The organism is Agromyces sp. Y182 (assembly GCF_059445385.1).
Genome location: NZ_JCAIUF010000002.1, coordinates 510,059 through 534,605 on the forward strand (window position 1 = coordinate 510,059; position 24,547 = coordinate 534,605).

19 protein-coding genes, 1 tRNA gene and 1 pseudogene are annotated in these 24,547 nt (G+C 64.2%); 10 read left to right on the forward strand and 11 right to left on the reverse strand.

From position 1 onward, the window contains the following. Positions 1–78: 78 nt before the first annotated feature. Both AC1C2R_RS16965 and AC1C2R_RS16970 read left to right on the forward strand, forming a co-directional pair. Positions 79–825, forward strand: coding sequence for a histidine phosphatase family protein (locus AC1C2R_RS16965; protein WP_495380711.1), 747 nt, complete (start codon positions 79–81; stop codon positions 823–825). Next, on the forward strand, positions 809–1,675 hold the full coding sequence (locus AC1C2R_RS16970) for an NAD(P)H-hydrate dehydratase (protein WP_495380712.1): 867 nt from the start codon (positions 809–811) through the stop codon (positions 1,673–1,675). Before AC1C2R_RS16965 ends, AC1C2R_RS16970 begins: the two co-directional genes overlap by 17 nt. A 63-nt stretch (positions 1,676–1,738) precedes the next feature. Here the strand turns inward: AC1C2R_RS16970 and AC1C2R_RS16975 are convergent. Together AC1C2R_RS16975 and AC1C2R_RS16980 are read right to left on the reverse strand one after the other, a co-directional pair. After that, positions 1,739–2,110, reverse strand: a pseudogene (locus AC1C2R_RS16975) (glycoside hydrolase family 15 protein); the annotation flags it as partial. Positions 2,111–2,466: 356 nt separating this feature from the next. Then, positions 2,467–4,584 carry a HelD family protein gene (locus AC1C2R_RS16980; RefSeq protein ID WP_495380713.1) on the reverse strand — a complete coding sequence of 706 codons (2,118 nt, stop codon included), beginning with the start codon at positions 4,582–4,584 and terminating at the stop codon, positions 2,467–2,469. Between the two features lie 697 nt (positions 4,585–5,281). On the opposite strand from AC1C2R_RS16980, the gene AC1C2R_RS16985 reads away from it, so the two are divergent. Continuing rightward, a complete protein-coding gene (locus AC1C2R_RS16985; RefSeq protein WP_495380714.1) occupies positions 5,282–9,133 on the forward strand; it encodes a family 78 glycoside hydrolase catalytic domain in 3,852 nt (1,283 codons plus the stop codon). 185 nt (positions 9,134–9,318) lie between these two features. On the opposite strand, the gene AC1C2R_RS16990 is transcribed toward AC1C2R_RS16985, so the two are convergent. Further along, complete coding sequence (locus AC1C2R_RS16990) at positions 9,319–10,140, reverse strand: alpha/beta fold hydrolase (RefSeq protein WP_495380715.1); 822 nt, start codon at positions 10,138–10,140, stop codon at positions 9,319–9,321. 426 nt (positions 10,141–10,566) lie between these two features. Then, positions 10,567–13,314: an AAA family ATPase gene (locus AC1C2R_RS16995; RefSeq protein ID WP_495380716.1), complete on the reverse strand. Its 2,748-nt coding sequence runs from the start codon at positions 13,312–13,314 to the stop codon at positions 10,567–10,569. 466 nt (positions 13,315–13,780) lie between these two features. Here AC1C2R_RS16995 and AC1C2R_RS17000 point away from each other — a divergent pair, with 466 nt between their 5' ends. The 5 genes from AC1C2R_RS17000 to AC1C2R_RS17020 all read left to right on the forward strand — a co-directional run bounded on the left by AC1C2R_RS17000 (position 13,781) and on the right by AC1C2R_RS17020 (position 17,871). Continuing rightward, positions 13,781–15,058, forward strand: a complete 1,278-nt coding sequence (locus AC1C2R_RS17000) for a hypothetical protein (RefSeq protein ID WP_495380717.1) — start codon at positions 13,781–13,783, stop codon at positions 15,056–15,058. A 928-nt stretch (positions 15,059–15,986) separates the two neighbouring features. Continuing rightward, on the forward strand, positions 15,987–16,211 hold the full coding sequence (locus AC1C2R_RS17005; RefSeq protein ID WP_495380718.1) for an SDR family NAD(P)-dependent oxidoreductase: 225 nt from the start codon (positions 15,987–15,989) through the stop codon (positions 16,209–16,211). 13 nt (positions 16,212–16,224) lie between these two features. Beyond that, positions 16,225–16,902 carry a hypothetical protein gene (locus tag AC1C2R_RS17010; protein WP_495353910.1) on the forward strand — a complete coding sequence of 226 codons (678 nt, stop codon included), beginning with the start codon at positions 16,225–16,227 and terminating at the stop codon, positions 16,900–16,902. A gap of 20 nt (positions 16,903–16,922) precedes the next feature. Next, positions 16,923–17,624, forward strand: coding sequence for an SDR family oxidoreductase (locus AC1C2R_RS17015; RefSeq protein ID WP_495380719.1), 702 nt, complete (start codon positions 16,923–16,925; stop codon positions 17,622–17,624). Beyond that, positions 17,614–17,871, forward strand: coding sequence for a nuclear transport factor 2-like protein (locus tag AC1C2R_RS17020; protein ID WP_495380720.1), 258 nt, complete (start codon positions 17,614–17,616; stop codon positions 17,869–17,871). Before AC1C2R_RS17015 ends, AC1C2R_RS17020 begins: the two co-directional genes overlap by 11 nt. A 425-nt stretch (positions 17,872–18,296) precedes the next feature. Here the strand turns inward: AC1C2R_RS17020 and AC1C2R_RS17025 are convergent, their stop codons facing one another. After that, positions 18,297–18,887: a TetR/AcrR family transcriptional regulator gene (locus AC1C2R_RS17025; RefSeq protein WP_495353906.1), complete on the reverse strand. Its 591-nt coding sequence runs from the start codon at positions 18,885–18,887 to the stop codon at positions 18,297–18,299. Positions 18,888–18,955: 68 nt separating this feature from the next. Here AC1C2R_RS17025 and AC1C2R_RS17030 point away from each other — a divergent pair, with 68 nt between their 5' ends. Further along, on the forward strand, positions 18,956–19,801 hold the full coding sequence (locus tag AC1C2R_RS17030) for a DUF998 domain-containing protein (RefSeq protein ID WP_495380721.1): 846 nt from the start codon (positions 18,956–18,958) through the stop codon (positions 19,799–19,801). 181 nt (positions 19,802–19,982) lie between these two features. After that, entirely contained in the window at positions 19,983–20,540 is a 558-nt protein-coding gene (locus AC1C2R_RS17035) for a hypothetical protein (RefSeq protein WP_495380722.1), read from the forward strand. Between the two features lie 82 nt (positions 20,541–20,622). Here AC1C2R_RS17035 and AC1C2R_RS17040 read toward each other — a convergent pair. From AC1C2R_RS17040 to AC1C2R_RS17065, 6 genes are all read right to left on the reverse strand, one after another. Further along, positions 20,623–20,698: transfer RNA gene (locus AC1C2R_RS17040), tRNA-Ala, on the reverse strand. A 92-nt stretch (positions 20,699–20,790) separates the two neighbouring features. After that, positions 20,791–21,165: a ribosome silencing factor gene (gene rsfS, locus AC1C2R_RS17045; protein WP_495353903.1), complete on the reverse strand. Its 375-nt coding sequence runs from the start codon at positions 21,163–21,165 to the stop codon at positions 20,791–20,793. A gap of 34 nt (positions 21,166–21,199) precedes the next feature. Then, positions 21,200–22,024 carry a hypothetical protein gene (locus AC1C2R_RS17050; protein ID WP_495380723.1) on the reverse strand — a complete coding sequence of 275 codons (825 nt, stop codon included), beginning with the start codon at positions 22,022–22,024 and terminating at the stop codon, positions 21,200–21,202. Positions 22,025–22,368: 344 nt separating this feature from the next. Continuing rightward, positions 22,369–22,968 carry a nicotinate-nucleotide adenylyltransferase gene (nadD, locus tag AC1C2R_RS17055; protein ID WP_495353901.1) on the reverse strand — a complete coding sequence of 200 codons (600 nt, stop codon included), beginning with the start codon at positions 22,966–22,968 and terminating at the stop codon, positions 22,369–22,371. A 16-nt stretch (positions 22,969–22,984) separates the two neighbouring features. Further along, positions 22,985–23,206, reverse strand: a complete 222-nt coding sequence (locus AC1C2R_RS17060; protein ID WP_495353900.1) for a hypothetical protein — start codon at positions 23,204–23,206, stop codon at positions 22,985–22,987. A gap of 51 nt (positions 23,207–23,257) precedes the next feature. Continuing rightward, the gene (locus AC1C2R_RS17065; protein WP_495353899.1) at positions 23,258–24,526 is read right to left on the reverse strand and encodes a glutamate-5-semialdehyde dehydrogenase; all 1,269 of its coding nucleotides are present in this window, start codon (positions 24,524–24,526) and stop codon (positions 23,258–23,260) included. Positions 24,527–24,547 lie beyond the last annotated feature (21 nt).

Genomic DNA, 24,547 nt, shown 5'->3' on the forward strand with positions numbered 1-24,547 from the left:
CAGCACTGCCGCCCTTCGCATACGTTGACCTGAGCCGGTGCGCCTGTGCCGGTAGAGCGATCGAAAAAGGGCGGCGCAATGGAGGACAGTCCGTGGACGGAGCTGTGGCTCATCCGGCACGGGGAGAGCTTGGGCAACGTCGCCGCCTCGGCGGCTGAGGCCGCCGGCGCCGAGGTCATCCCGCTCGACATCCGCGATGCGGACGTCGGCCTCTCGGTGTCAGGGCGGGAACAGGCGATCGCGCTACGGCCGTGGCTGGCCCAAACGCTGCCGTCGCACGCAACCGTCTGGTGCTCGCCGTACGCACGTGCCCGCGAGACACTGAACCTGGCTCTCGGCGACGACGCTCCCGAGGCGCAGATCATGGTGGACGAACGACTGCGCGACCGTGAGCTCGGCGTCCTCGACCTACTCACCTCAGTCGGTGCACTGCACCGACATCCCGAGGAGGTCGCCCGACGGCGCCACCTCGGAAAGTTGTACTATCGGCCACCCGGCGGCGAGTCCTGGGCCGACGTCGTCCTCCGTCTCCGCTCGTTCCTCTCGGACACGTCCGGACGGGGAGAGCAGGCTCACAGCGGGCTCATCGTTGCTCACGACGCGATCGTCATGCTGATCCTCTACGTCCTCCTCGAGCTCTCGGAAGCGGACCTGCTGGACTTCGCGCAGAACCACACCGTAGCGAACGCGTCGATCACGCACCTCGTGCGGACCTCCTCAGAGCAGCCATGGGAGCTGGCGGGCTTCTCCGACGTCGCCCACCTCGCCCGCCACGGCGCACCCGTCACCGTTCACTCAGGAGACCACGATGTCAAGCCGAACTGACGACGCAGGGAATATGGAGATCACGCCGGCCCGCCTGCGCGCCTGGCCGCTCCCCGAACCCGGCGACTCCAAGTACAGCCGAGGCCGGGTCGTCGTGGTCGGTGGATCGCTGACCGCTCCGGGCGCCGTTGCGCTGGCCGGGGTCTCAGCGCTCCGCGTGGGTGCGGGTCGGCTGACCCTGATCGTGCCCCGAGCGGTCGCCGTGCCGCTGGCTCTGGCCGTGCCGGAGGCGGGCGTGTTCGAACTCGGTGACGACGGAACGCTTTCCGGCGACGCGCGCGGTGAACTGGAGGATGCGGATGCGGTACTGGTCGGCCCCGGGCTCGCCGACCCCGATGTCACTCGGCTGGCGCTCTACCAGGTTCGGGAAGCGATGCCGCCGGACGCGCCACTCGTCCTCGACGCCTTCGCGCTCGGGGTGCTTCCAGATCTCGATGGCGAGGCGGCTGCCTGGCCGAACCCGCTCATCCTCACTCCCAACCGCGGTGAGGCGGCGATTCTGCTCGGCAAAGACCACGAGGGAGACGACGAGGATCTCGACCGGATCGCCGACCGCTACGGAGCGGCGGTCAGCTGCTACGGGGTGATCAGCCAACCGGGTGCTCGATCCTGGCATATCCCCTCAGACAACCCCGGGCTGGCGACCTCGGGCAGCGGGGACGTCCTGGCTGGCGCCGTGCTCGGCTTGGGGGGACGCACTGACGACATCGCTCAGGCGACTGTCTGGGCTACCTTCCTGCACATCGCGGCGGGAAACGACCTCGCTGCCGATGTCGGTTCGATCGGGTTCCTGGCGCGGGATATCTCCGAGCGACTCCCAGGGGCACTGAAGGCGATAACCGGCGCCTGAGCGTCGGCGCCCGCGCTTCGCCTCGACGTCGAGGCGTTCGTTGAGGGTAATGGCGGCGTCGATCAGCGCGAGATGCGTGAACGCCTGCGGAAAGTTCCCGATCTGTTCCCCGGTCTGAGCGATCTCCTCGGAGTACAGGCCGAGGTGGTTGGCATAGGTCAGCATCTTCTCGAACGTGACGCGAGCCTTGTCGAGCTGCAGCTGTCCGGCTGCCCCGTTGCCGATCCGGACCGGGTAGGAGCCGCGGTGCCCTTCCCAGTCCTCGAGGATCTCCTGAGACAGGTGCGAGTCGCGCGGTGACGACCTTGAGGACATAGCCGACTTGGCCCAGCGTCGGCTTGGCAGCTTCGGCGATCGCAGTAGCGCCGTACTCCACCACCTGCTCGGCGATGAGGGTGCCGAACACTCCGATGCCGGCGATATGGCCTGGACCATTGGCCGGTATATTGTGGGGCTACCCAGATCGCGGGCGGCTCCGGCGCAGAGTCGGGCAATCTTCTGAAGCCGTCGTCAAAGACGCGGAGGGGAAGAGGGTTCCCCTCCGAAGTCATCGAACCATCCCCCAGCCAGTCCAGCGCGTTCGCCAATTTGCATCGAGCAGAGACCCGCGCATTGGAACTCTGGCGGAACATTTGACGGTGAGTGAGCGCATTTTGACACTTCAGCTCGTGCGTTTGGCGTCCGGTCACCGGGCTTACATCCGGTCACCGGGCTTAAGGACTTTCGCGCGGAAGCCGCAGGGCGGTGGCGAGCGTGCATGGTGCGATGTCCTTCGTGACCACAGCTCCACGTCACGCTGAGCGGATCTCCTTCTCGGTGCTATTGGTCGTGACCTCAAGGGTGAGGAGGCGTTTGGTTGCGCGGGTTTGCGCGACGTAGAGATCGCGGAGACCTGCTTCATTATCCGATTGGACGCCATCCGGGTCGATGATGATCACGGTGTCGAATTCCAGGCCACGCGCGTCGGGTGCGGCGAGGATCGTGACGTCGGTCTCGTTGAACTCAGCGTCCAGTGTGTCGGAGCGTTGTGTGGTGGTGACGACGCCGATCAGTTCTCCGGGATGTGTCTCTCGGGCCTGTCTGATCAGCTCGTTGAGCACGGAAGCGATGTCTTTTTCGGCGACCGGGATGACGGTGGGTTGTTCGCCGTGCCGGATGGAGCGGGAGAGTCGCTGTTGGGGGGCGATGCGGGTGAGCAGCGGCTCTGTCGTCTGCAGGATCTCTGCGGTGGTGCGGTAGTTGACCGTGAGGGTGTGATGGGCGAACCGCTCATCAACGAAAGGCCCCAGTGCATCACCCCAGGTGCGGATGGCCGTGGTGGGACCCGCTTGGGCCAGGTCCCCCACGATGGTCATCGAGCGTTGTGGGCAACGGCGCATCAGCATCCGCCATTGCATCTCGGAGAGCTGCTGGGCCTCGTCGATAACGATGTGCCCGTATATGGTCTGCGGATGGCCGTCGACGAGTGCGCGCGCTTCATCTAGCAAAGCTAGATCGGCGCTACTCCACCCCGTCTGGTCAAGTCCGAGCATGCACGTCAGATCCTCCTCTGAGACGTCGGGAAGCGCGCGGGCGAGAGCGGCGCGGTCTGAAAGAAGACCCCGGACGGCGTCTTCGGCATGAAGTCGAGGCCAGGCCCGGGCAACAATCCGGTCGATGCCGGGATCGTCGAGAAGCTCTTCACGGATCCGATCCCAATCGATATCCAGACCGTCCGCGGACACGTCAACATCGTCGGAGCTGGCGCGCTGGAGATCTCCCGCGAACATGCGATCGAGGTCGATGCCCAAGAACTCCTTGATCTCGGCTTCGAAGTTCGAGAGTTCTTTCGCGGTCTGCTGCTCCAGTTCGTTCACCATCTCATCGACGATGCGTTCGGTGAACAGTTCCCGGGCACGGTTGTGTCCGATGCCTCCCTGGAGGGCGCTGCGTCGCGCGGCGTCGACTAGGTCGGAATCGAGGACAACTGTGCCGTGCGCGGTCTGCAACTCGAGCGGTACGCCGTAGGGCTCACGGGCCTGCACCCAGCGTGCGAGTCCGTCAGCGAACTTCGCACGGCCCTTGATGCGCGCAAGTTGGTCTGGTTCGGTCCTCGTCGCTGCCACGCCAATCAAGTCTGACAGTTTCGCCAACTGTATATCGCTCTCCCCGAGCGAGGGCAGCACGTCGGAGATGTACGTGAGGAACCGTCTGTTCGGGCCGAACACGAGCACCCCGCGATCGGCGATCGAGGGGAACGCGTACAGCACGTACGCCGCCCGATGCAGAGCGACGATCGTCTTGCCCGTTCCCGGGCCGCCATCGACCACGATGATTCCGCGATGCGGCGACCTGACGATCTCGTCCTGCTCCCTCTGCAGAGTTGCGGCCGCCTCCCTCATCCGCCCCGTCCGCGCACCGCTCAGAGCAGAGACGAGAGGGCCATCGCCAATAGCGTCTTCGACGGTCGGTGTGGTTCCGTCAAGGATCTCGTCACTGACGTCGACGACCTTGCGATCATCCACGCGCAGGTGGCGACGCCGGCGCAGGCCCAATGGCGAGGCCATCGTGGCCGAGTAAAATGGCCGCGCGGCCTCCGCCCGCCAGTCCACGAGCAACAGCTCCCCCGCGTCCGTGCGCAACCCGATCCGGCCGACATGCAACGCTTCCCCCTGCTGCACGCCGTCGATGCGTCCGATGCACAGGGATCGCTCTGCCGAACGGAGTCGGCGAATCTTCTCTGCCAATTGCGAGACCTCAAGATCCCTCGCATAGAGGTCCTCCGGCTCTTCAACGGGCGCCGCTAACACCCGCGCATGCGCTGACAGACTCCCACTCACATCAGCGTCGAGACACGCATACATCGCATCAAGAGATCGCTGTTCTTCTTCTATTTGCCGCACCTTGCCAGCACCCACATTTGACTGCATCGTTCTCCCTCATCCGGCGTCAACTATGTTGCGCAGACTCGGCAAGAACAACTTTGACTTTCCGGGAGAACTTTGGCCCTCCCGGAATTCTGCGCCAAACGCCCGCAAGGGCAACCGACATTCAAATCGGCGAGAAACACAACAGCTATCGGTCCCTGATCCGGCTGCAGTGGTAAAGAAGATCGTGCCGAGGACGGCGATGCCGATGGCACGAGGTCGTGACAGCAGGAGGTCGCGATGTCCCGTGCGGATTCATACGCCGGTGAGCGAACCTCCCACCGGCGTTGTCTTGGAAATACACCGGTGGGTTCTTCATGGGTTCGGCGGCTGGTAGCGATCTCAAGAACCGGCGACTGGTGGATGGATCATCGCGTCGGACTCAGCGTCGAATGCAGCCTGCAACCCGACAAGTTCGAACCGTTGACGATTGCCCCCGCGCGGACTCGCCCCGCCCCGTGGCCGATTCGAATCGTTGACACAACCTTCACCCGTTGGCTAGGTTGAACGCGTTGAATCCATTCAATACGATTCCTTCGGGAACGTTGAACCGGTTCCTTCCGCTGATTCGGTCACCCATTTGTCGTTGCTCGAAGGAGAGACAATGCCGCGGTACTCCCTGTCGCCTATGGGAACAGCTCGCCCGGAGTTGAAACCGTCGAAGACGGACGTGAGTGAGGTGAAACGCGCCACTGGATTGATGGCGATCTTCGCGTCCGCGGCCCTCCTGGTGCCGCTCTACGCAGCGCCGGCATCGGCGGCGTCGTCCGAACGAGGCACAGGTGCACCAGAAGCGCCGACCGACTTGACTGTGGAAGACGTTCGACACCCTCTTGGCACCGATCTCACTCCGCGTTTCGGCTGGCTGCCACAAGACGGCGACGGAAATGAGGTGCAGAGCGCGTACCGTCTCCGGGTCGTAGATGATTCCGACGCCATCGTGTGGGATTCCGGCAAGGTGACGTCGTCGGAGCAGTCCTACGTCGACTACGTCGGCAAGGAGCTCGCCCCCGGAAGCGCGTACTCGTGGACCGTCCAGACCTGGGACCGGAACGGAAAGGCCTCCCCGAAGTCGGAAGCGGCGATGTTCGAGACAGGCCTCGAAGACGATGAATGGGGCGGCGCTGAGTGGATACGCCGCGAACCCGGCAACCCCGATGCCACGGCGCTCAGCCTCGTCGATGGTCGTGGCCGGGTCAGCGGCGGCAACGTGACGCTGGCCAAGGCAGGGACCGGCTGGACCGACTACGTCGTCACGATGGATGTCACGCCGATCACACGTGCCGCGGCGATCGTGTTCCGCGCGACCGACAGCGGCGACGGCTATATGTGGCAGCTGCATGCCAACGACAATGCGCTGAAGACGCACCGTATGGTCGACGGTCAGTTCCCGACCGACGCCCGTCGTTCCACGCCGATCACGATCGACCCGGGTGTCACCTACGAGCTGAGTGTCCGCGTCGAGGGAAGCACGTTCACCACCAGTATCGACGGCGAAGTGGTCGACAGCTGGACTGATCCTTCCGACACCGGCTCCAGCAGCGGCACGATCGGATTCCGCGAGGCGAACGGCGAGGTCACCGACTTCGATGACATCCGCGTGACCTCTTTGGACGGAAGTGAGGTGCTGTTCGAGGAGGACTTCTCCAGCGACCTCGGCCAGTGGGTCAAGGGCTCCACGACGCGGGAGGCGGATGAGTACACGCTCGCTCGAACGACGGTGGATCTCCCCGTCGGGGAGATCGTGCGTGCACGCAGCTATCTCGCTGCAAGCCACACTGCGGAGCTTTATCTCAACGGTCAGCGTGCCGACCGCATGAGCAATTACGGATACCCCGGCGAGGGCTACTACCAAGTCGCCGACGTGACCGACCTGATCGAACCGGGCGAGAAGCTCGCCGTCGGGGCGATGCTGCACTGGTTCAGCAGCGGACAGGGTCGCGCCGAAGTCGAACCGGGGCTCCTCGCCCGGATCGTGGTCGAGTACGCCGAGGGCCCGGACATCGTGATCGCCACCGACGACTCCTGGAACGTGCGACGTGGTCCCTACCTGATGGTCGGCACCCGCAATGGTGAGGGGCTTTACATCGAGCACCTCGAGGGCCCCGCCCTGGCGGCGGTCGGCGATTGGAAGCAGCCATCGTATGACGACAGTGAGTGGACGGACGCCGTGGTTCTCGGGCCGCACCCTACGGCGCCGTGGAGCCATCTTGAAGGCGACCTGACCCGACTAACCGAAACAGTCGTTCATCCTGAACGAATCACCATCGCCGCGGATGGCACACCGGTGGCCGACTTCGGAAGGGTCATACCAGCTCGACCGGCGGTTTCGTTCGATGACGGGCAGACGGGGCGGGTGATTCCGATCCGGGGCAGCCTGGGGCTCGCGGCGGACGGACGTGTGTCGACGGCCGGTGTGGACACACAGGGCACCAATATGACATGGCCCTACACGCAGATCGACGGCCCGCAGGACTATTTCGCATTCGGGCATCTGGGGTTCCGCTACCTGGAGATCCCAGGGGCAGGCGAGGAGATCACGACGGACGACGTGACAGCGACGATCGTCCACGTCGAGTACCCCGACGACGGCGCGGCGACCTTCAGCAGCTCCGACCCGACGTTGAACGCGGTGTGGGACCTGATGGACCGTTCGCTCCGCTATTCGGTTCAGGAGACATTCGTCGACACTCCGACGCGCGAACAGGGACAGTTCTTGCATGACACGATCAACATCTCCGACGGTCTGATGACAACGCAGCGTGAGCGAGTCGCAACACGCAAGGCGATCCGCGAGTTCATGCTCAGTCAGGAGAGGTGGTGGAGCACCACGCTGGAGGACGCTGGCCGCTACAACGCCGTCTATCCCAATGGCGACGGAAAGCGGGACATCCCCGACTTCACGCAGGTGGTGCCGGACTGGATCTGGCAGTACTACCAGGAGACCGGTGACCGCGAACTGCTTGAGGACGTCTACGACAACATCAGCGCAACCGCCGACTACGTCCGCCGCCACATCCCGGCCGAAGGCCCCACAGCCGGACTGGTCACCCAGCTCACCGGCGGCAGCGGCGCCTATCTGTACGGCATCGTCGATTGGCCCGCTCACGGCCGTTTCGACTACGACATGAGCGCTGCAGCCCGGACAACGGTCAACGCGCTCGGTGTAGACGTGCTGCGCAAGGTGGCGCTGGTGGCAAAGGAACTCGGCAAGCCGGAGGCTGAGGTGCAGTCTTACACCGCCGACGCCGATGCGCTCGCGCAACGCATGAACGCGACGCTGCGCCGTGACGACGGAGTCTATATCGACGGCCTGCTCTCCGACGGCACCCAGTCCCCGCACGCCGGGCAGCATTCGACGTCGTACGCGATCGAATTCGGAATCGCACCGCAGGAGGATCTGCCCGAACTCGGCGAGTACATCGCGTCGATGGGTATGCGCCAGGGGCCGATGACGTCGCACCTTCTGCTCGAGGCGCTGGCGGCGTCGGGTCAGGGCGAGGCGCTCCTTCGATTGCTCACGAACGAGGAGGACTTCGGATGGGCGCAGTGGCTGGCTCAGGGTGGGACCTTCACGCCCGAGGCGTGGGTGCTCAGCGGCTCGGCGAACAGCGGTTCGCACGGCTGGGGAGCGCAGGGCATCGTCGACATCATCGACTCGGTACTCGGCATCGAGGTCACCACGCCGGGAGCGTCCAACGTGCGGATCACTCTCCCAGACACAGGATTGACCTCCGCCGAGGGCTCGCAGGTCACGCAGCGTGGCCGCGTGGCCTCGTCGTGGACGCGTGACGGCGACAACGTCACCCTGAGCGCCACAGTCCCTGTCAATGTCTCAGCGGTCGTAGAGCTTCCCACGGCCGAGGGCGCGACCTACCGAATCACGTCAACCGGCGGCGCCGAAGCCGAGGTGCTCGGGTCCTCGGCTGGACTCGACCGCTACCGAGTCGGCTCTGGATCGTGGACCTTTACCCGCGTGGTGCTCGACACGAAGCGTCCTGAGGTGACCCTGGTGTCGCCCTCCACAGCTGGTCCATTCGCGCAGGTGGCGATCAAGGTGGATGCGACGGACGACGTCGGGCTGTCAAGGATCGTGGCGAATGTGTATGACAAGGCGGGCAAGCTCGTAAAGTCGACGCAGACTCAGGTGGCGAACGGTGCGAAGTCGGCGTCGCACACCGCGACGGTGCAGCTGCCGGATGGTGAGTACTCGGTGAAGTACAACGCGCATGATCTGGCGGGCAATGTGTCGAAGACGAGTTCGTTCGGGTTCTCGATCGACGCGACGAAACCGACGGCGACGATCAAGGACGGCGAGCGATTCACGGTGAAGACCGGGGACACCTTCGACGTGATCTCGTTCAAGCTGTACGACGCGCAGAAGATCGACCGGGTCGAGCTGAACGGCAAGGTGAAGGACCTGTCGAACAATCAGTGGTCCGATGTGAACTTCATCAAGCCGCCCACGTTCGGTGCGGTGAAGGGCGAGAACACGCTGGTCGTGTTCGATGTTGCGGGCAACTCCGAGACGTACACCTTCACTCTGAACTGACCCGAGGACGACCGGGCCTCCCCTCCTGCACGGTAGCGACCTGCACACCGCGGAGCGTTCCGGCCCGCGTGCTTCCGAGTCCATGGGCGTGTCTCCCGTATCTGCCCCGAGGCTCGCGGGATGTTTGTCGGGTGAGTGTGTCGCAGTCTCGGTATCGGGTGTTCACGGACGAGCTGAGTGCCGAATCAATCGGCGACGAACGCCAGCAGATCCTGATCTAGCGACTTCTGGTACTCGCCCCAGATGCCATGCGACGCACCCTCGTACTCTTTGAGGGTTCCCTGCCGCACGATGTCGATGGCCTTGCGCGCCGAGTCGCGGATTGGAACGATCTGGTCATCGGTGCCGTGGGCGATAAAGATCGGCACGTCGAGCAACGACAGGTCCTCCGTGAGGTCCGTTTCGGAGAATGCCTTCACACATTCGTACGCCGCCGTAAGGCCCGCCATCTGACTCTGCCGCCAGAAGTCATAGACGAGCCCCTTCGACTCAGCGACACCCGGGCGGTTGAATCCGTAAAACGGCCTTGCCAAGTCAAACCAGTACTGAGAGCGATCGGCAAGGATGCTGGCGCGGATGTCGTCAAACGCCTCTATCGGGGTACCCTCCGGGTTGGCTTCCGACTTCACCATTATCGGCGGAATCGCGCCGGCCGTGAACACCTTCCGCACGCGACCGCGTGCGTACCTGGCTGCGAACCGGACTGCCTCCCCGCCTCCGGTCGAATGACCGACGCTCACGGCTCCCTGCAGGTCGAGCGCCTCAGCCAGCTCCCCGAGGTCACGCGCGTAGGTCTCGATGTCGTTGCCTGTGGCAGTCTGAGTTGACCTGCCATGGCCGCGGCGATCGTGTGCGACCGCCCGAAAACCGGCGTCTGTGACGAGCTTGAGTTCCAACTGCCACGCGTCTGAGCTCAGCGGCCACCCGTGACTGAAGATCACCGGAAGCCCGCTGCCCTGGTCGGTATAGTAGATTTCGGTCCCGTCGGACGTTGTGAAGTACGGCATGTCTTTCCCCTCATTTCTCCGTTTGCGGTGACGGTCGGCGATAGACGCCGGCAGACGAGCCGAGTGCCGGTAGGACTGCGATGCAGTCGATCGGGACGTGGTAGCAGGGCGGCGCGGATGGTGGTTCTTGTCCGCAACTGCAGGGGTGGTTCGTGGCCGGAGTGAGAGACGCCGCACCGAACGATTTTGTCGCGCGAATTCGGCTGTGCGCAATGACATCGGCGATGTTCTGAAAAGCTCCGGGTTCGCTCGCCGGTGTCGTTCCTTGATCACGCCGTTTCGTGGTGGCTCTCGTTCCGAGAGGACCGGAACCTCTGTGATGACGGCGGGGCGTAGTGCCCGAGCCTCGTCGCCGTGTCGACGGCTTGGCTCGGCAGAACCCGCCGCCTCGACCTTCACCTCATCCACTTGCGGCGCCGGGTCTCGTTAGCGCCGATACGGCTTGCCCTCGAGAGCGCCTGCCGGTGCCGAGGGTAGCTGGTGGCGTGAATTTATTTGCAACTTGCCGAACACTTTCGCAAGGTGGTACTCGATCGTCCGAGGACTGAGGAACATTCGAGAGGCCACCTCGTCGTTGCTTAGGCCCTGAGTGACAAGCTGCGCAATCTGTGATTCCTGCGTCGTCAGCACTGGCGATGATGCAGCCCTGCGCTTACGCACTTGCGAACCCGCCGCGCGCAGTTCGCGAGTGGCCCGAGCGGCAAAGGCTGTGGCTCCAACCGTGTCGAACACCTGAAGCGCTCTTTTCAGCTGCGTGCGCGAGTCGGAGAGCCGCCGACGTCGTCGGAGCCACTCTCCGTACACGAGCGCTGTACGTGCGAAGTCGACCACGCACCGGGTCGGCTCTAGGAGACGAAGCGCTTCGGCGAAGAATTCCTCCGCTTGGGCGCCATTATCGAGCAATGCGCGCGAGCGCGCGAGGACGCCCAGCCCCCATTCGGCACCGCTTGACTGCAGCGGAGGTGCGATCTGCGCAAGGGCGGCTTCCGCTTCTGCAGACCGGTTTGTTCGGCAGGCTGCCTCAATCAGTTCCACGTGTGTCCAGGTGCTTGCCGCGTTCACTACGTGAAAAAGAGGAAGTGCGCGTGATGCCAACTCGAAAGCCATTTCATAGCGGCCACTGGCGTTGTTAAGGAGGGCTGCGCCCCAACGAGATATCGAGATCCCGGTTGCGTCCGAGCGCCGTTCCGCACTTGGGATTGTTGCTTCGATGAGCTCGTCGAGCTCTTGCTCACGTCCCTGGAGGGCGGCAACGCCGATCGCGCCATACGGACTGATGTTGCCACCGGTCGCAGACGTGATCGTCGCCGTCTCTTCCACAGCCTCGACGGCTAGGCCAGTCTCGCCGGTGAACAGGTGAACGAAGGTGCGGGAGCTGAGCGCTGCAGGTAATTCGCTGTAGTCGCCCGCCTTGCGGCTGAGCGCCACCAGACGGCTGGACAGCGCGTCCCACGCGTCAATATCCCAGGCCGCGGCCGCCGATACCGAGGCAACCCACAGAGCGGGAATGGGCGGGTCCTCCTGTCCGTTCGGTCGAATGATCGTAGCCAGGGCTTCGCGTAAGCGGGACCAAGCCAGTGGATCTCCCCGCGAACTCACCTGCCCCAAAGCGTCAAGCAGCAATTGGGCTGGGCGATTGTTGGGCGGCAACCCGGCCGCCGTCCACCTCTGCGCAACCTGTTCAAGGTCGGTCTGCTCAAGCTGTCCGCCAAAGAGTGCAGCGGAAAGCGCCTCGAGATAGGCGTCTTGCGCTGCCTCGGGATTGACGGCGACCAGCCGGTCCGCGGCCTCCAGTAGCAGCGGCAGCGCCGCTTCGCCTCGGTCGCGCGCAAATGCGAGTCTCGCTTCCGTGAGCTTTGATTCAGCCTGCAGGTCAGGGGCGAGAAGATTCAACGACGCGGCCTGGAGATCGCGTTCCGAGTTCGCGAAATCGCCAGCTGCAAGCGCCGCTTGGGCAATGCGCAATGACCACTTGGCCTTGAGCGTCGCGTTTGCCGTTATTTGTTGCGCCTGCCGAAGAAGGGCAGCGGACGCAGCCGGAGCGCCGCGGGCCATCACGCGCCCGGCAGCGGCCGCCAACTTGGCGGCGACATCCTCGTCAGCCCCTTCACATGCACGGGCGCGATGCCAGGCGAGGAGCACTGGGTCCGTCGCGTCCGGGTTCACGCTGGCCAGCGCGGCGTGCGCCGCACGAATCGCCGCAGCCGACGCGGTGCGATAGACCGCCCTGCGCACAAGAGGATGCCGGAACCGCACGCCCGCGCCAGCGTGGCAGAGCTCGGCGTCGACGGCCGGCTTCAGGGCGTCACTGTAAGTTCCAAGCGTGGACGCCGCAGCCTGAATTACATACGGGTCTGCGGTGGGCTCGGCGGCTGCAATGAGGAGCAACTGCTGCGAATCCAGCGGGAGCAACCTCAAGCGCCGACTGAAGTGCTCCTCAAGGTGACTGGGGTGCGACGAGATGGTTGGAAAGATGATGCCGGTCCCGATCTCGGCACGGTTGAGTGCGTGCGCCGACTCAACAAGCACCAGTGGGTTCCCTGCCGCCTCGTCGACGATCCTCTCCATGGCGACCTGGTCGATCGGGCCAGGTACCAGACCGGCAAGCAGTTGCCGAGCATCGGCGTTTCCCAAACCGCTGACCGTGATGCGCGGAAGACCCTTGAACGGGCGGATGTCAGTCGTTGAGCGCATGGCGAAGACCATCCCGACGGCTTCCGCTTCGAGACGGCGGGCGACGAAGCCGAGTACCTCTGCCGAACTCTGATCCAACCACTGTGCGTCGTCGATGACACAAAGTACCGGCCCAGCACGGGAGGCTTCCGAAATCAGGCCCAAGACGGCGATGCCAACGAGAAACTCTCCTGGGAGCCGATCGGAACGGAGTCCGAATGTCGTCTCTAGGGCCTCGCGCTGTGGTCCAGGCAGCTTCGCTATGGCGCTCAACAGCGGTCGGCACACCTGATGCAGGGCTGCGAACGCCATCTTGATTTCGGATTGGATGCCCGTTGAGCGAAGCAATTGCATCCCAGTGCCGCGCTGAACAAAGTGCTCCAGGAGCGTGGTCTTTCCGACTCCTGCGTCGCCGTCGAGGATAAGCGTCGAGCTGTGGCCGCTGCGGACGCGACCCAGAAGGTCATCCAGTCGGGCCTGTTCAGCCTGACGTGCTAGCACGGCACAAGAGTATGCCCGGTATTGGTTTAAGGCTAGGGGTTGGGCTAGCGGATCTCGGGTGCAGAGCCGCTAGTTGCAGACCGCACGGGAAATAGCACTAGGACGAGCACAGATGCAAGGCGCGGCTCGCGGGCGCAGGCTGGGGACTAATGCAGCGTCAGCTGCAGTTTCCTCGGAGAACGGGGGTCGAACACCAACGCAACTCCTGTCGGCGTCACCGCGCATACAGCCTTGTCGAGTCGTCGATGGTGATAGAGAAGTTCGCCCTTCTGAGCGGCGAAGCACAGCTCATCAGTGCTTACCGATCAGAGCCGCACCACTGGCCGACGACGCCGCGAACAGAACGCTACGACTGAAATGGCAGCAGCTAGTTCGGACATGCACTCGCGCAGTGTTGAACTCTCGGGACTCAGCCAGATCGGGCTCGCCATAAGCGCTCCCGTGATTCAAGAATGAAGGAAGAACAATGGAACAGACAACTCAACTCGACGCGAGGCAGCATGGCGCGCGTCTCGACGGCAAGACGGCGCTAATCGCTGCCCTTATAGCCGTCGCAGGCGGAATGCTCGGGTGGATCCTCAGCGATTCGACTCACGACACAACCGGTGGGCTCACGGTCGCAGCGACATCCGACCTCACTGGCGGTGAGGGGACATCCGCAACCCCCGGGGCGCCTGGCGGGGCGGGCTCTGGAGTGCCGCAGATGATCATTGTGTTCAACGTGACTTCGGCAGAGGATCTCACGGCGGCTAGCGCCGAGCAGGAGATCGCCACACCGGATCCCGTTGGCGGATCCCAGTCCTGGCAAGGTCCCGATGTCACAACGGCGTCCGGTTCGCAACCTCGCGGCCATCCTGCGGCCACCGTCAGACATGAGACGTTCACGACCAGATATGAGACGTTCACGACACAGATGCTCTACCGCATGGGGCTTCAGATCACAGCCATGGACGGGTCGATCGTGTTCCTCGGTCCGAATGGTCAGCTCACCGCCAACACCGGCGACGCGACCGGCAGCGGAATCGTCGCCCTGGAATCCGACGGCTCGAGCCTGGAGAGCTCTCCGTCGAACGTGTCCGCCATTGTGGAGTCAGGGGGGCCGGCAACGACTGACTCGTCCGCGACAAGCGTCTCAGCCTTAGTGAGCCAAATGCTGCAGGGAAGCACTCAGTCGGGGGCCTCGCCGAAGGACGTCTACATCGAAGGATTCGAAGACCACTCACTGCATGTCGTCGGCAACGGTCAGATCGTCACGGACGACGACTCGAACGTCTTCATCAACCGGAATGGTCTCATCAATGCCAATACCGGAGATACGGACTCCAGCGGACTGATCGCGGTCGATGTAACCGACTCCGTCATCGAGTCGGGACCCTCTGGCGACGCCCCAGATGATGAAGGAGAAGAGCCCGATGAAGAAGCTGAGGCTCCAGATGACGAGGACGACGCCGAGGACGTTGTCGCGCCAACGACGACCGCGACAGACTCCAATAACGGCCTCACTCCTGCGTCGTCTAGCGCAGGCTCACTGACGATCGGCGGCGACGGATTCGACGACATCTCAATGCACGCAGAGGGAAACGGAAACGTGGTGACAGCGGACGATTCCAACATCGTCATCGGAGGAACCGGCCAAGTCAACGCTCAGATCGGCGACAGCGACACAGGCGGTGTCGTTGTGATGGGAGTGCATGGGTCGGAGATCACTTCCGGATGCGCGGGAGACTCCTGCGGGGCCGAGTGATATCAGCCTCGCGGGTTCGTATCGGACGAGCCGGCCAGACGGCCACAACATGGGCGAGGACGGTTGAGAACTCGCGAGGACAGGGCCTCTGGGCCTGCGGAGACAGTCGATGTCTCTGCCCGACCCGGAGGCTCTCCTACGCTCGTAGCACGGTTCATCCGATAGAAGTCGGCAGGGATGTCCTGTCGCACGGACCAGTTCTCGCCGCGCACCGGCACCTCGAAGCCTGAGCTCGCTCACCGCTCGCGGTGTCGGCTCACGAGCTCGATCATGAACGCTGAGAGAACCCCCTTCTTTACGACGAACACATCGCCGCAGGCGTCCCACGTCCTGCACGCATCAAGTACCTGGACACACGTTGAGCTGATTGAGGCGGCCTCCCGGACAAACCGATTGGCAGACGCGGAAGCCGCCCTCGCGCAGATCGCACTCGAACGATCGAGTACCACCTCGCGAAAGTGTTGAGCAAACTCCAAATCAAATCGCGCCACCAGCTAATCTCCGCGCCAGCAAGTGCTCTCGAGGGCAAGCCAGGCCGCCTATAGCGGCCCTGCTCGGCGCGGGTGGATGGGGTGGATGTCGAGGTGACAGGTATACCGCGCTGAGCCGCTTACCGCACCACGTCCGTGCGCCGGGGACCGCATTTGCGGTACCTGGCTGGATGTTTGCTGGGCTGCCGGGTCCGTTCTGCGTATCGGGCAAGCACGGCATGAGAGTACCCGCCTGCCCGAGGTGGGACCAGCGACCATCTCAGGGGATACCTCACCGACAACTGGTCACTGAGACAGCGCCCCGTGGAAGCACTAGTGGGTACACGGATGCAGCACCGGGTTGGTTGCACGCAATATAAAGGCGGAGCATCTAGGCGTCGCGCAGATCTTCCGCACTCTACGCCCCGACCTCTCGCCACGTCACGAAAGGCATCATCATGAGCGATTCCACTGCCCGCGTAGCTCTCGTGACGGGCTCATCCGGCGGAATAGGCCGCGTCACCGCTGAACGCCTCGCCGCCGACGGCATCGCGGTGGGCGTGCATTATGCCGGCAACACACCGGAGCAACTCGCGGAGCTCTACGACGTCAACGTGCTCTCAACCCAACGCGTCAACCGTGCCGTGCTGCCACATTTGCGGAATGCGGCAACGGTCTCGTGATCGGGTAGCAGTCATGGCCGATCCCGAGCAGGTTTCCCCGGCGGTGCAAGCGCAGCTTCTCGCAACGGAACACTGGGGGCTGCTCGCCTCCCGCAGCACTACCCAGGCCGAGGTGCTCAACCGGATCAGCATCTTCCTGACCCTTACCTCTGCCGGCCTGGTCAGCCTCGCACTCGCGGGACAGGCGATGCAATTCAGTGGAACGTTCGTCGTGCTGGCGATGATCGTAGTGGCCATCGTGCTGGGGATTGGCGTCCTTACACAGATACGGGTGTTCAATGTCGGGTTCGAAGACCTCGCGTACGTGTTGGCAATGAACCGTCTGCGGGCCGCGTACGCCGAGCTGTACCCTGACATCCGCTCCTACCTGATGACCTCAGCGTTCGACGACCGGCTGGGCAGCCAGCAGACGTACGTTATGTTCGGCCGCCGCTCCGGGCCAGGCCACTTCGCGGGAAGCAGCATGATGCTGATCGCCGTGGTCAACGCCGTCCTCGTCGGCATCTTCGTCGCCGGAATTGTCCGAAGTTTCACACTCCCGACGACCACCGCTCTCCTCACCGGAGTAGCTGGCGGAGGGATCTACCTCGTTGTGGTCATCGTGTCGATGAGTCGGCGTCTTGAACGGGAATGGGCCAGTTATGAACCGCGGTTCCCGACTCCCGGGAAGTTGGGGAAGGGCATGCGATGAGGAATACTCTGGGCGACAGCGTGCACACCTACGCCGTACTGGGGGCAACGGGGCGTACCGGCCGTCACATTGTCCAAGCACTCCGATCGCATGGAGACGCGGTCATCGCGCTTGGCCGGAGTGTGCACCGGCTCGACCTGCTGGCGAAGACGGGTGCGCAGATCAGGCAACTGGATCTGACTACCGCTTCTCCACAGGCACTGACGACAGTGTTCTCCGGATGCGACGGGGTCCTTTTCGCAGCAGGCAGCTCCGATCCGCGTGCCGTGAGCGGCGTCGATCGCGACGGATCATTGAAGTCGGTGGAGGCAGCCGAACGAGGCGGAATCCGACGATTCATCCAGATCTCCTCTATAGGGGCGGGTGATCGGATACCCGCCGAAGTCGACACTCCGGAATTCGCCCCTTACTACGCGGCCAAGAGAGCCGCAGACGCGAATCTGCGCGCATCGGCTCTGCGCTGGACGATCATCGAACCGGGCTGGCTGGTTGACGAACGACCCACGGGCCTCATTCACCTTGGTGACAGTGGAATCCCCATGGGCACCATCGCACGAGGGGACGTCGCCGCAACGCTTGTCGCGACACTCCGCGAGGAACGAAGCATCGGACGACAATGGCAGGTTGTCGCCGGTCACGTGCCCATCGCTCAGGCAATCGGCGAACTGGTGCGACCACACCGGGACGAAGCCGAAATGAGCCCGAAAGTGGTTGAACGATGACCAGCAACAACTCGTCGATCCGGACGATCCATTCCGTCCAGAGATCATTCGTGAGGTATTCGAGGATGTCGAGTATGGAACGGTCATCGTCGTCTGGGACGGCGCCGGTAGGACCATTGCAGGCACGCGTTACAGCAACACCTATGCCTGGTTCCTGCGGCTGGAGGACGAGAAGGTTGTAAACGGCGTCGCCTTCTTCGACAGCATCTCCTTCGATCGACTCTGGACGACTGTTGCGCCCCGCTGACCAATCAACTCATGACCGACACTGAAGGAGATGCCCGTGAACAGGCTCACCACCCTCACTCTGGAAGACGTCGCCGACCGGCTCGCGATCCGAGACCTGGTCGACGCCTATGCGCACCACGCGGACTTCCGTGAGCCCGAGAAGCAGTACGGCCTCACTCATGAGCGCTCTCGTCGTTCGTTCCGGCCGACGTCCTCCCCGACGAACTCGCTCAGGGCACGCGCTTTACTGCGGCCAGTGGACGGCCCGCCTCGAGCCGTTGCGAACCATTGGCCAACGATCCCATTTTGGCCGCGACTGGCCTCGTCGCGCTCATCCGTGTGAGACTGAGCCGCCTCTCGAGCCGTATTGCAGTGGGAGCGGGTACATGGCTGGGTGATTGGTCAAAGGATGCCATTGTTACGCGAGGCTTCTACGGATGCGCGCTATTCCCCGGCCGCTCTGTAGCGCGTCCAACCCCTGTCAAGGAGCCGAAATCCTGCATCGATGGTCGGTCGTGGATTCGTTTCGCGGGTCGCGCTGAGCTGGATGTGCAATGCAAATCGGACGTAGAAGCGGATTTCTTCACTCGGCTCCGTGAGGCCAAGCTCCTCGGTGATCGCGACGACCAAGACGTCCTCGTGACGGAACCACATACTCTCCGCGTAGTCGACGAGGGCAGGGGTCTCTTGCATCAGGGCCAGGATCTGTCTTTGAGGTTCGGACCTCATGGCGGTGATCTCGGAGAGGTAGTACGCCTTCAGGGCGTCAGAGATCGTCGTCCCCGGTGCCCGGCCGCGAACCGCGGTCACAAGGCGTTCGTGCCGCTCGTCTTCGTCACTGAAGACAAGTGCCTCCTTCTGGGGGAAGTGCGTGAAAACGGTCTTGGGCGAGACGTCCGCCTGTTCCGCGATCTCGCGAACCGTGACTGCGTCGAAGCCGCGAGCGAGAAAAAGCGACGTCGCCGCCTCTAGGATCGCCGCCCGTGTTGCCGCCTTCTTGCGTTCGCGCCGTCCCAAAACTGCCGCATCGACCATAGCCCGATCCTACTAGCGTTGGACTATCGCTACATTGACAGCGAAAGTAGTCTCGCTATACTTTGCGTGTGAGTGAAGTTAACCAGAAAGCCACGTCCATAACCGCGAAGACCGACCCACGTCGTAGCGCACCCCGAAGGGAACCCGTGAAAGGCTCGAATGTCGGAAGGCTCGCCTCTGGTGCGGGTCGGCCCGCCCAGCGTCGAACCGCAGGAGCGTTGCTCATCGCCGGGCCTGCGATCTTCTTCATCACCGAGTTCATCGCCGCCGCAGCCTGGACAGATCCGCCGTACAGTTACACGTACCACTTCATCAGCAACCTCGGAGTCGCCGAGCCTTCGACGCTGTTCGGGCAGTATATGTATTCACCTCTCGCGTGGGTGATGAACACCGGGTTCTTCCTGTTCGGCATCATCATTCTCGCTGGCGCCGCGATGCTGCGCGGTCTATACGGCTGGCGCCGCTGGGCAGCGCTTGTGCCCGCGACAATGTTGGCCGTCGGCGGGGTCCTCCTCGCGGTCTTCCCTGGTTCAGGCGAAGCGCTCGAGAACGGCACTGGCGAACTCCACAGCTTCGGCGCGTTCGCAGGCTTCATCGGCGCCAACGTACTGGCTATCGTGCTCGGGAGCATGGGCTGGCGCGCCGGTCTCTCATCGACTGTCCGGAGAACGCTGGTCACGGCCGGCGTGATCGGCCTGTTTGCAACGGCGCTCTACCTTGCTGCGATTTTCACCGCGGGCGACACCGTCATCGGCATCATCGGCTTCATCGAACGCTGCGCCGTCTATCCGTTTCTGATCGGCCTCATCTGCGCGGGAGTGTCGATTTTGAATCGACTGACCCTTACCACCAGAGATTCACGTGCCTACAGAGATTCACGCTTGGCTGCCACGGAATCGCCAGCTGACGCCTGAGTGTTTGCCGTGGCCGGCTGACGTACCTCCCCGGGAGCAGCCGGGGCGCCCCCAACCCCGAGCGCCCCGGCGAACCCTCCCCCAGCCCCTGCATTGAGGGAGTCGAGTCGAGGGACGTAGGAGGCAGGCGTGGAACTTGCGCCCCTCGAGCTTGTTGCCGTCAGCCCGCACCGCTGACAAAGTGCCAGCGCCCGCCGCTGACGTCGAGCAGGATGTCCTCGGGATTCGGAGGCTCCCGCTTGAGCCGACCAATGTCCTCCTCTCGGGCATCCCCGACGGCATCCGACCCGGTACGACGTCAAATCTGCCGGTCCACAAGTACCTCTACGAGTCCGGTCGGATCGCACCAGATGGAACGATCGACTACACGGGCCTCCCTGAAGTCGTGCGGCAGCTCGCCGAGAAGGCGTTGACCGCATCTGCGCAAAGCGCCGCGCGGTTCCAACGGGACGTCGACGGCGTCCTGTGTACGCCTCGGCAGATCATGGATTCGAGCTACGCGCTCTACTTCAAGCTTGAGTGCCTGATCTTGCTCGACCCTTCTGATTACGCGGCCGGCGAGCTGAGGGGGGTTCTCGTCGAGTTGTACGGGACCGAGGAAGCGAGCTCTGCGCACCATCGGGCGCTCTTCCGCAAGGCGCTCATACTCCTCAGGAGTGCGCATCAAGCCGAAATGCTTGCCGTCTCAGGACTTCGCATGTGGATGCCTGTGGTGGTCCGTCATCGTTTTGAAAAGTGACCCAAAACAGACCCAACGGCCCATTTTTGCCCTTTTTCAACGAGAGAACCCCTGACGAATCTAGCGATTCATCAGGGGTTTTTGGTGGATCTGAGGGGACTCGAACCCCTGACCCCCTGCATGCCATGCAGGTGCGCTACCAGCTGCGCCACAGACCCTTACACCCCGTGCGGGGCAACGAATTGAGCTTACACCAGCCCCGGCCCCCTGAAGAAATCGAGCGAGGCTCGACCAGCGGATGCCGCGATGCTCAGTTGCTCGCGGTGAGCAACGGTGCCACCGGCAGTGCCGGGCAGTCGGCCCACAGCCGCTCGAGACCGTAGTAGAGGCGCTCCTCCTGATGGAAGACGTGCACGACGAGGTCGCCGAAATCAAGCAGGATCCAGCGGCCCGCCTGGTGGCCTTCGCGCCGTCGGGTCGGCGTGCCGGCACGGCCGAGCACGTCTTCGATCTCGTCGGCGATCGCGACAACGTTGCGTTCGGAGTTGCCGGTGACGAGAAGGAACACGTCGGCGAAGGGAAGCGGGGCCGACACGTCGAGAGCGACGAGGTCGTCGCCGCCCTTCGAATCAGCTGCCCGCGCCGCGAGCGCGAGTGTGTCGAGTGCCTGGTCGGATGCGGTCATGCGCTCACTTCCGGTGGGTGATGGATGTCTCGGATCAGAACAACCCGGAGATCGAGCCGATGACGAGGGTGGCGACGACGCCGAGTGCGAGCACGCCGGCGGTGACGGCGAGCACGAGCGGCAGGTTCATGCCCTCTTTCTTCGGCGGTGCGATCATGGTGCGCGAAGCGCCCTGCGTACTGATCGCGCGGGTCGCCGCGACGGGCGCGGCGCCGGTGCCGACGTCTTCGACCTGGTCGAAGAGACGGTCGACGTCGGAGGAATCGATATGGCTCGGGTGCACTCCCGTCGCCCCGTAGGAGCGAGGGAGGTCGATCGAGCCGGTGGCGATGATCTCGCCACTCGACGCGATCGGATTGCCGATCGAACCGTTGTCGGGAAGCGTCGGGAGGATGAGCGCGTTCGTCGTGGTCGGAACGCCGTGACTCACACCGCCACGTGAAAGCAACTGGTCGAAGGGCTCGGCCGATTCCACAGGGGTGTTCAGCTGCGACGCCCAGTGGCCGACTGCAGCCGACACTGGGGCCGCAGGATCGGCCTGTCGCGGTGGATGCGTCGGGCTCGCCGCTGCGGGAGGCGGCACCGCAGGCCCAGGCTGCGGGAGGCTTGCGGAGTACTGCGCGGCCTCTTCTTCTTCGAGGTCGAACTCGTCGAGTTGGTTGGAGTCGAGCATCGCGCGAAGCTCGCGCCGGGTGAGCGTGCGCTCGGGCGTCGTCGGCTCTTCGGCAACAGGCCACGGCTGCTCTTGGGGTGCCCGGCGAGCGCTCAACGGTTCCGCCTGCTGCGGAGGCTGCTGCCAGGGAACCTGCTGCTGCGGAGGCTGCTGCCAGGGAACCTGCTGCTGCGGGGGCTGCTGCACAGCAGGCGCCTGCGGCACGGCTGGAGCCGGCGCGGGCGGCACTGGGCGCGGTGCGAATGGGCTTTGCTGCGGTAGCGGCGCGGCGTAAGGCGAGGTGGGTTCAGCGAACGCACCTCGGGGCCGGGGCGCCGCATACGCGGGGTTCGATCCTGACACCGGAAGCGCCGGTGCGGGAACCGCTTGCGCGGGAGCCACGGGAACGGGCTGCGGCGGCACGGGTGCGGGAGCCGGTGCAGGAACCGCCTGCGGCGGGGCATCCGGGCTCACCGAAGGAACCTGCTGCTCCAGCAGACGCTCGCGTTCGCGTATTTCGCGGCGCGTCAGCGGCGGATCCTGCGACGACGTCATTCGACACTCCGGTAGAGATGGTGCTTGGAGATGTACTGGACGACCCCATCGGGCACCAAGTACCAAACCGGGAAACCCCGGCGCACCCTGCTCCGGCAATCGGTCGACGAGATCGCAAGTGCCGGAACCTCAAGCAAGCTTACGTCTTGCTCCGGCAATCCAGAAACAGACAGCACATGTCCCGGACGACTCACAGCAACGAAGTGCGCAAGATCCCAGAGTTCTTGCACATCTTTCCAGGAGAGGATCTGCGCGATCGCGTCGGCGCCGGTGATGAAGTAGAGGTCGGCATCAGGGCGTTCACGTCGAACATCGCGCAGGGTGTCGATCGTGAACGTCGGCTTCTTGCGGTCGATATCGACCCGGCTCACGGTGAATCTCGGGTTCGATGCCGTGGCGATGACCGTCATCAGATAGCGGTGCTCAGCCTGGGTGACGTTCGACTTGTAGCTCGGCTGGCCGGTCGGCACGAACACGACTTCGTCGAGCTCGAGCGACTGCGCCACTTCGCTTGCCGCGACGAGGTGACCGTGGTGGATGGGATCGAACGTGCCGCCCATGACCCCGATGCGAGGCCGGCGTTCCGCGACCGTCATCTGGCGGCCGCCCGCCTCAGTGGCCGCCGTGCTCGTCTCCGGTGTGACGGGCGGCGTAGGCCGCCGCCTTGGCAGCGTGCCGGTTGGCCACGTCGCGGTACGACGCGACGACGAAACCGAGCGCGGCGAAGATGACGATCGCGATGAGGCCGTAGACCCAAGTCTCCATCGGCAGTTCCCTCGCGTGCACCGTCTCACTCAACACGGTCGAGGTCTGTACTGCGGTGGCTAGGCTCATTCGCCGTTCCTTTCGAATCCTGCGGGTCGTGCTCCGAACAGTCTAGCGAGGTCAGTCGCGCACGTGCCCGGCACCGCGCACGATCCACTTCGTGCTCGTCAATTCGGGGAGCCCCATCGGCCCGCGCGCGTGCAGTTTCTGCGTAGAGATGCCGACCTCTGCACCGAACCCGAACTCTGCGCCGTCGGTGAAGCGGGTGGAGGCGTTGACCATGACCGCCGCGGCATCCACTTCGTTCAGGAATCGTTCGGCGTTGCCGAGGTCGTTCGTGACGATCGACTCCGTGTGCTTGGTGGAATACCGGCGGATGTGGCGCAGGGCGCCGTCGAGCGAGTCGACGACGCCGACCGAGATGTCCAGCGACATGTGCTCGGTCGCCCAGTCCTCATCGGTGACCGCCTGCACCTCGGGCCGGATGGCGCGCACGCGCTCGTCGCCGTGCACGGTGACACCGGATGCCTCGAGGCGAGCCAGCACCGGAGGGAGCAGGCGCTCCGCCGCGCCCGAGTGCACCAGCAACGTCTCGAGTGCGTTGCAGACGCTCGGCCGTTGCGTCTTGGCGTTGTGCACGAGATCGACCGCCCAGTCTTCGCGGGCACTCTCGTCGAGGAACATGTGCACGACGCCGGCTCCCGTTTCGATGACCGGCACCTTCGCCTCGTCGACGACGGCTCTGATGAGCCCGGAGCTGCCGCGCGGGATGAGGACGTCGACGTAGTCGCGGGCCTGCATGAGGTGGCGGGCCCCTGCGCGGCCGAAGTCGTCGACCGTCTGCGCCGCTTCGGCCGGCAGGCCGACCGAGTCGAGTGCGTCGCGAAGCACGCCGAGGAGCACCCGGTTCGTCTGCTCGGCCGCCGTGCCACCTCGGAGCACCACGGCGTTGCCGCTCTTGAGCGCGAGCACTGCGATGTCGATCGTGACGTTCGGTCGTGCTTCGTAGATGGCGCCGATGACGCCCAGCGGCACACGGATCTGATCGATGCGCACGCCATTGGGCAGCGAACGGCCGCTCACGGTGTCGCCGACGGGATCAGCGAGGCCGATCACCTCGCGAACCGCACCGGCGAGAGCGGTGACCCGTCGTTCGTCGAGCGTGAGCCGGTCGAGCAGTCCTGACGCGAGTCCGGCCCCGCGACCCGCTTCGAGGTCGGCGCCGTTCGCCGCGATGATCTCTGCCGAACGGGCTACGAGCAGCACGGCGACCTGTTCGAGCGCCGCGTCCTTCTCGGCCGTCGTGGCCTGTGCCAGGCGGCGGGAGGCGTCTTTCGCGGCGGCGAGGCGGGTGTCGATCACCGAGGCGTCGAAGTCGGGCTGCTCCATGCGACCAGCCTAGGTGAGCGG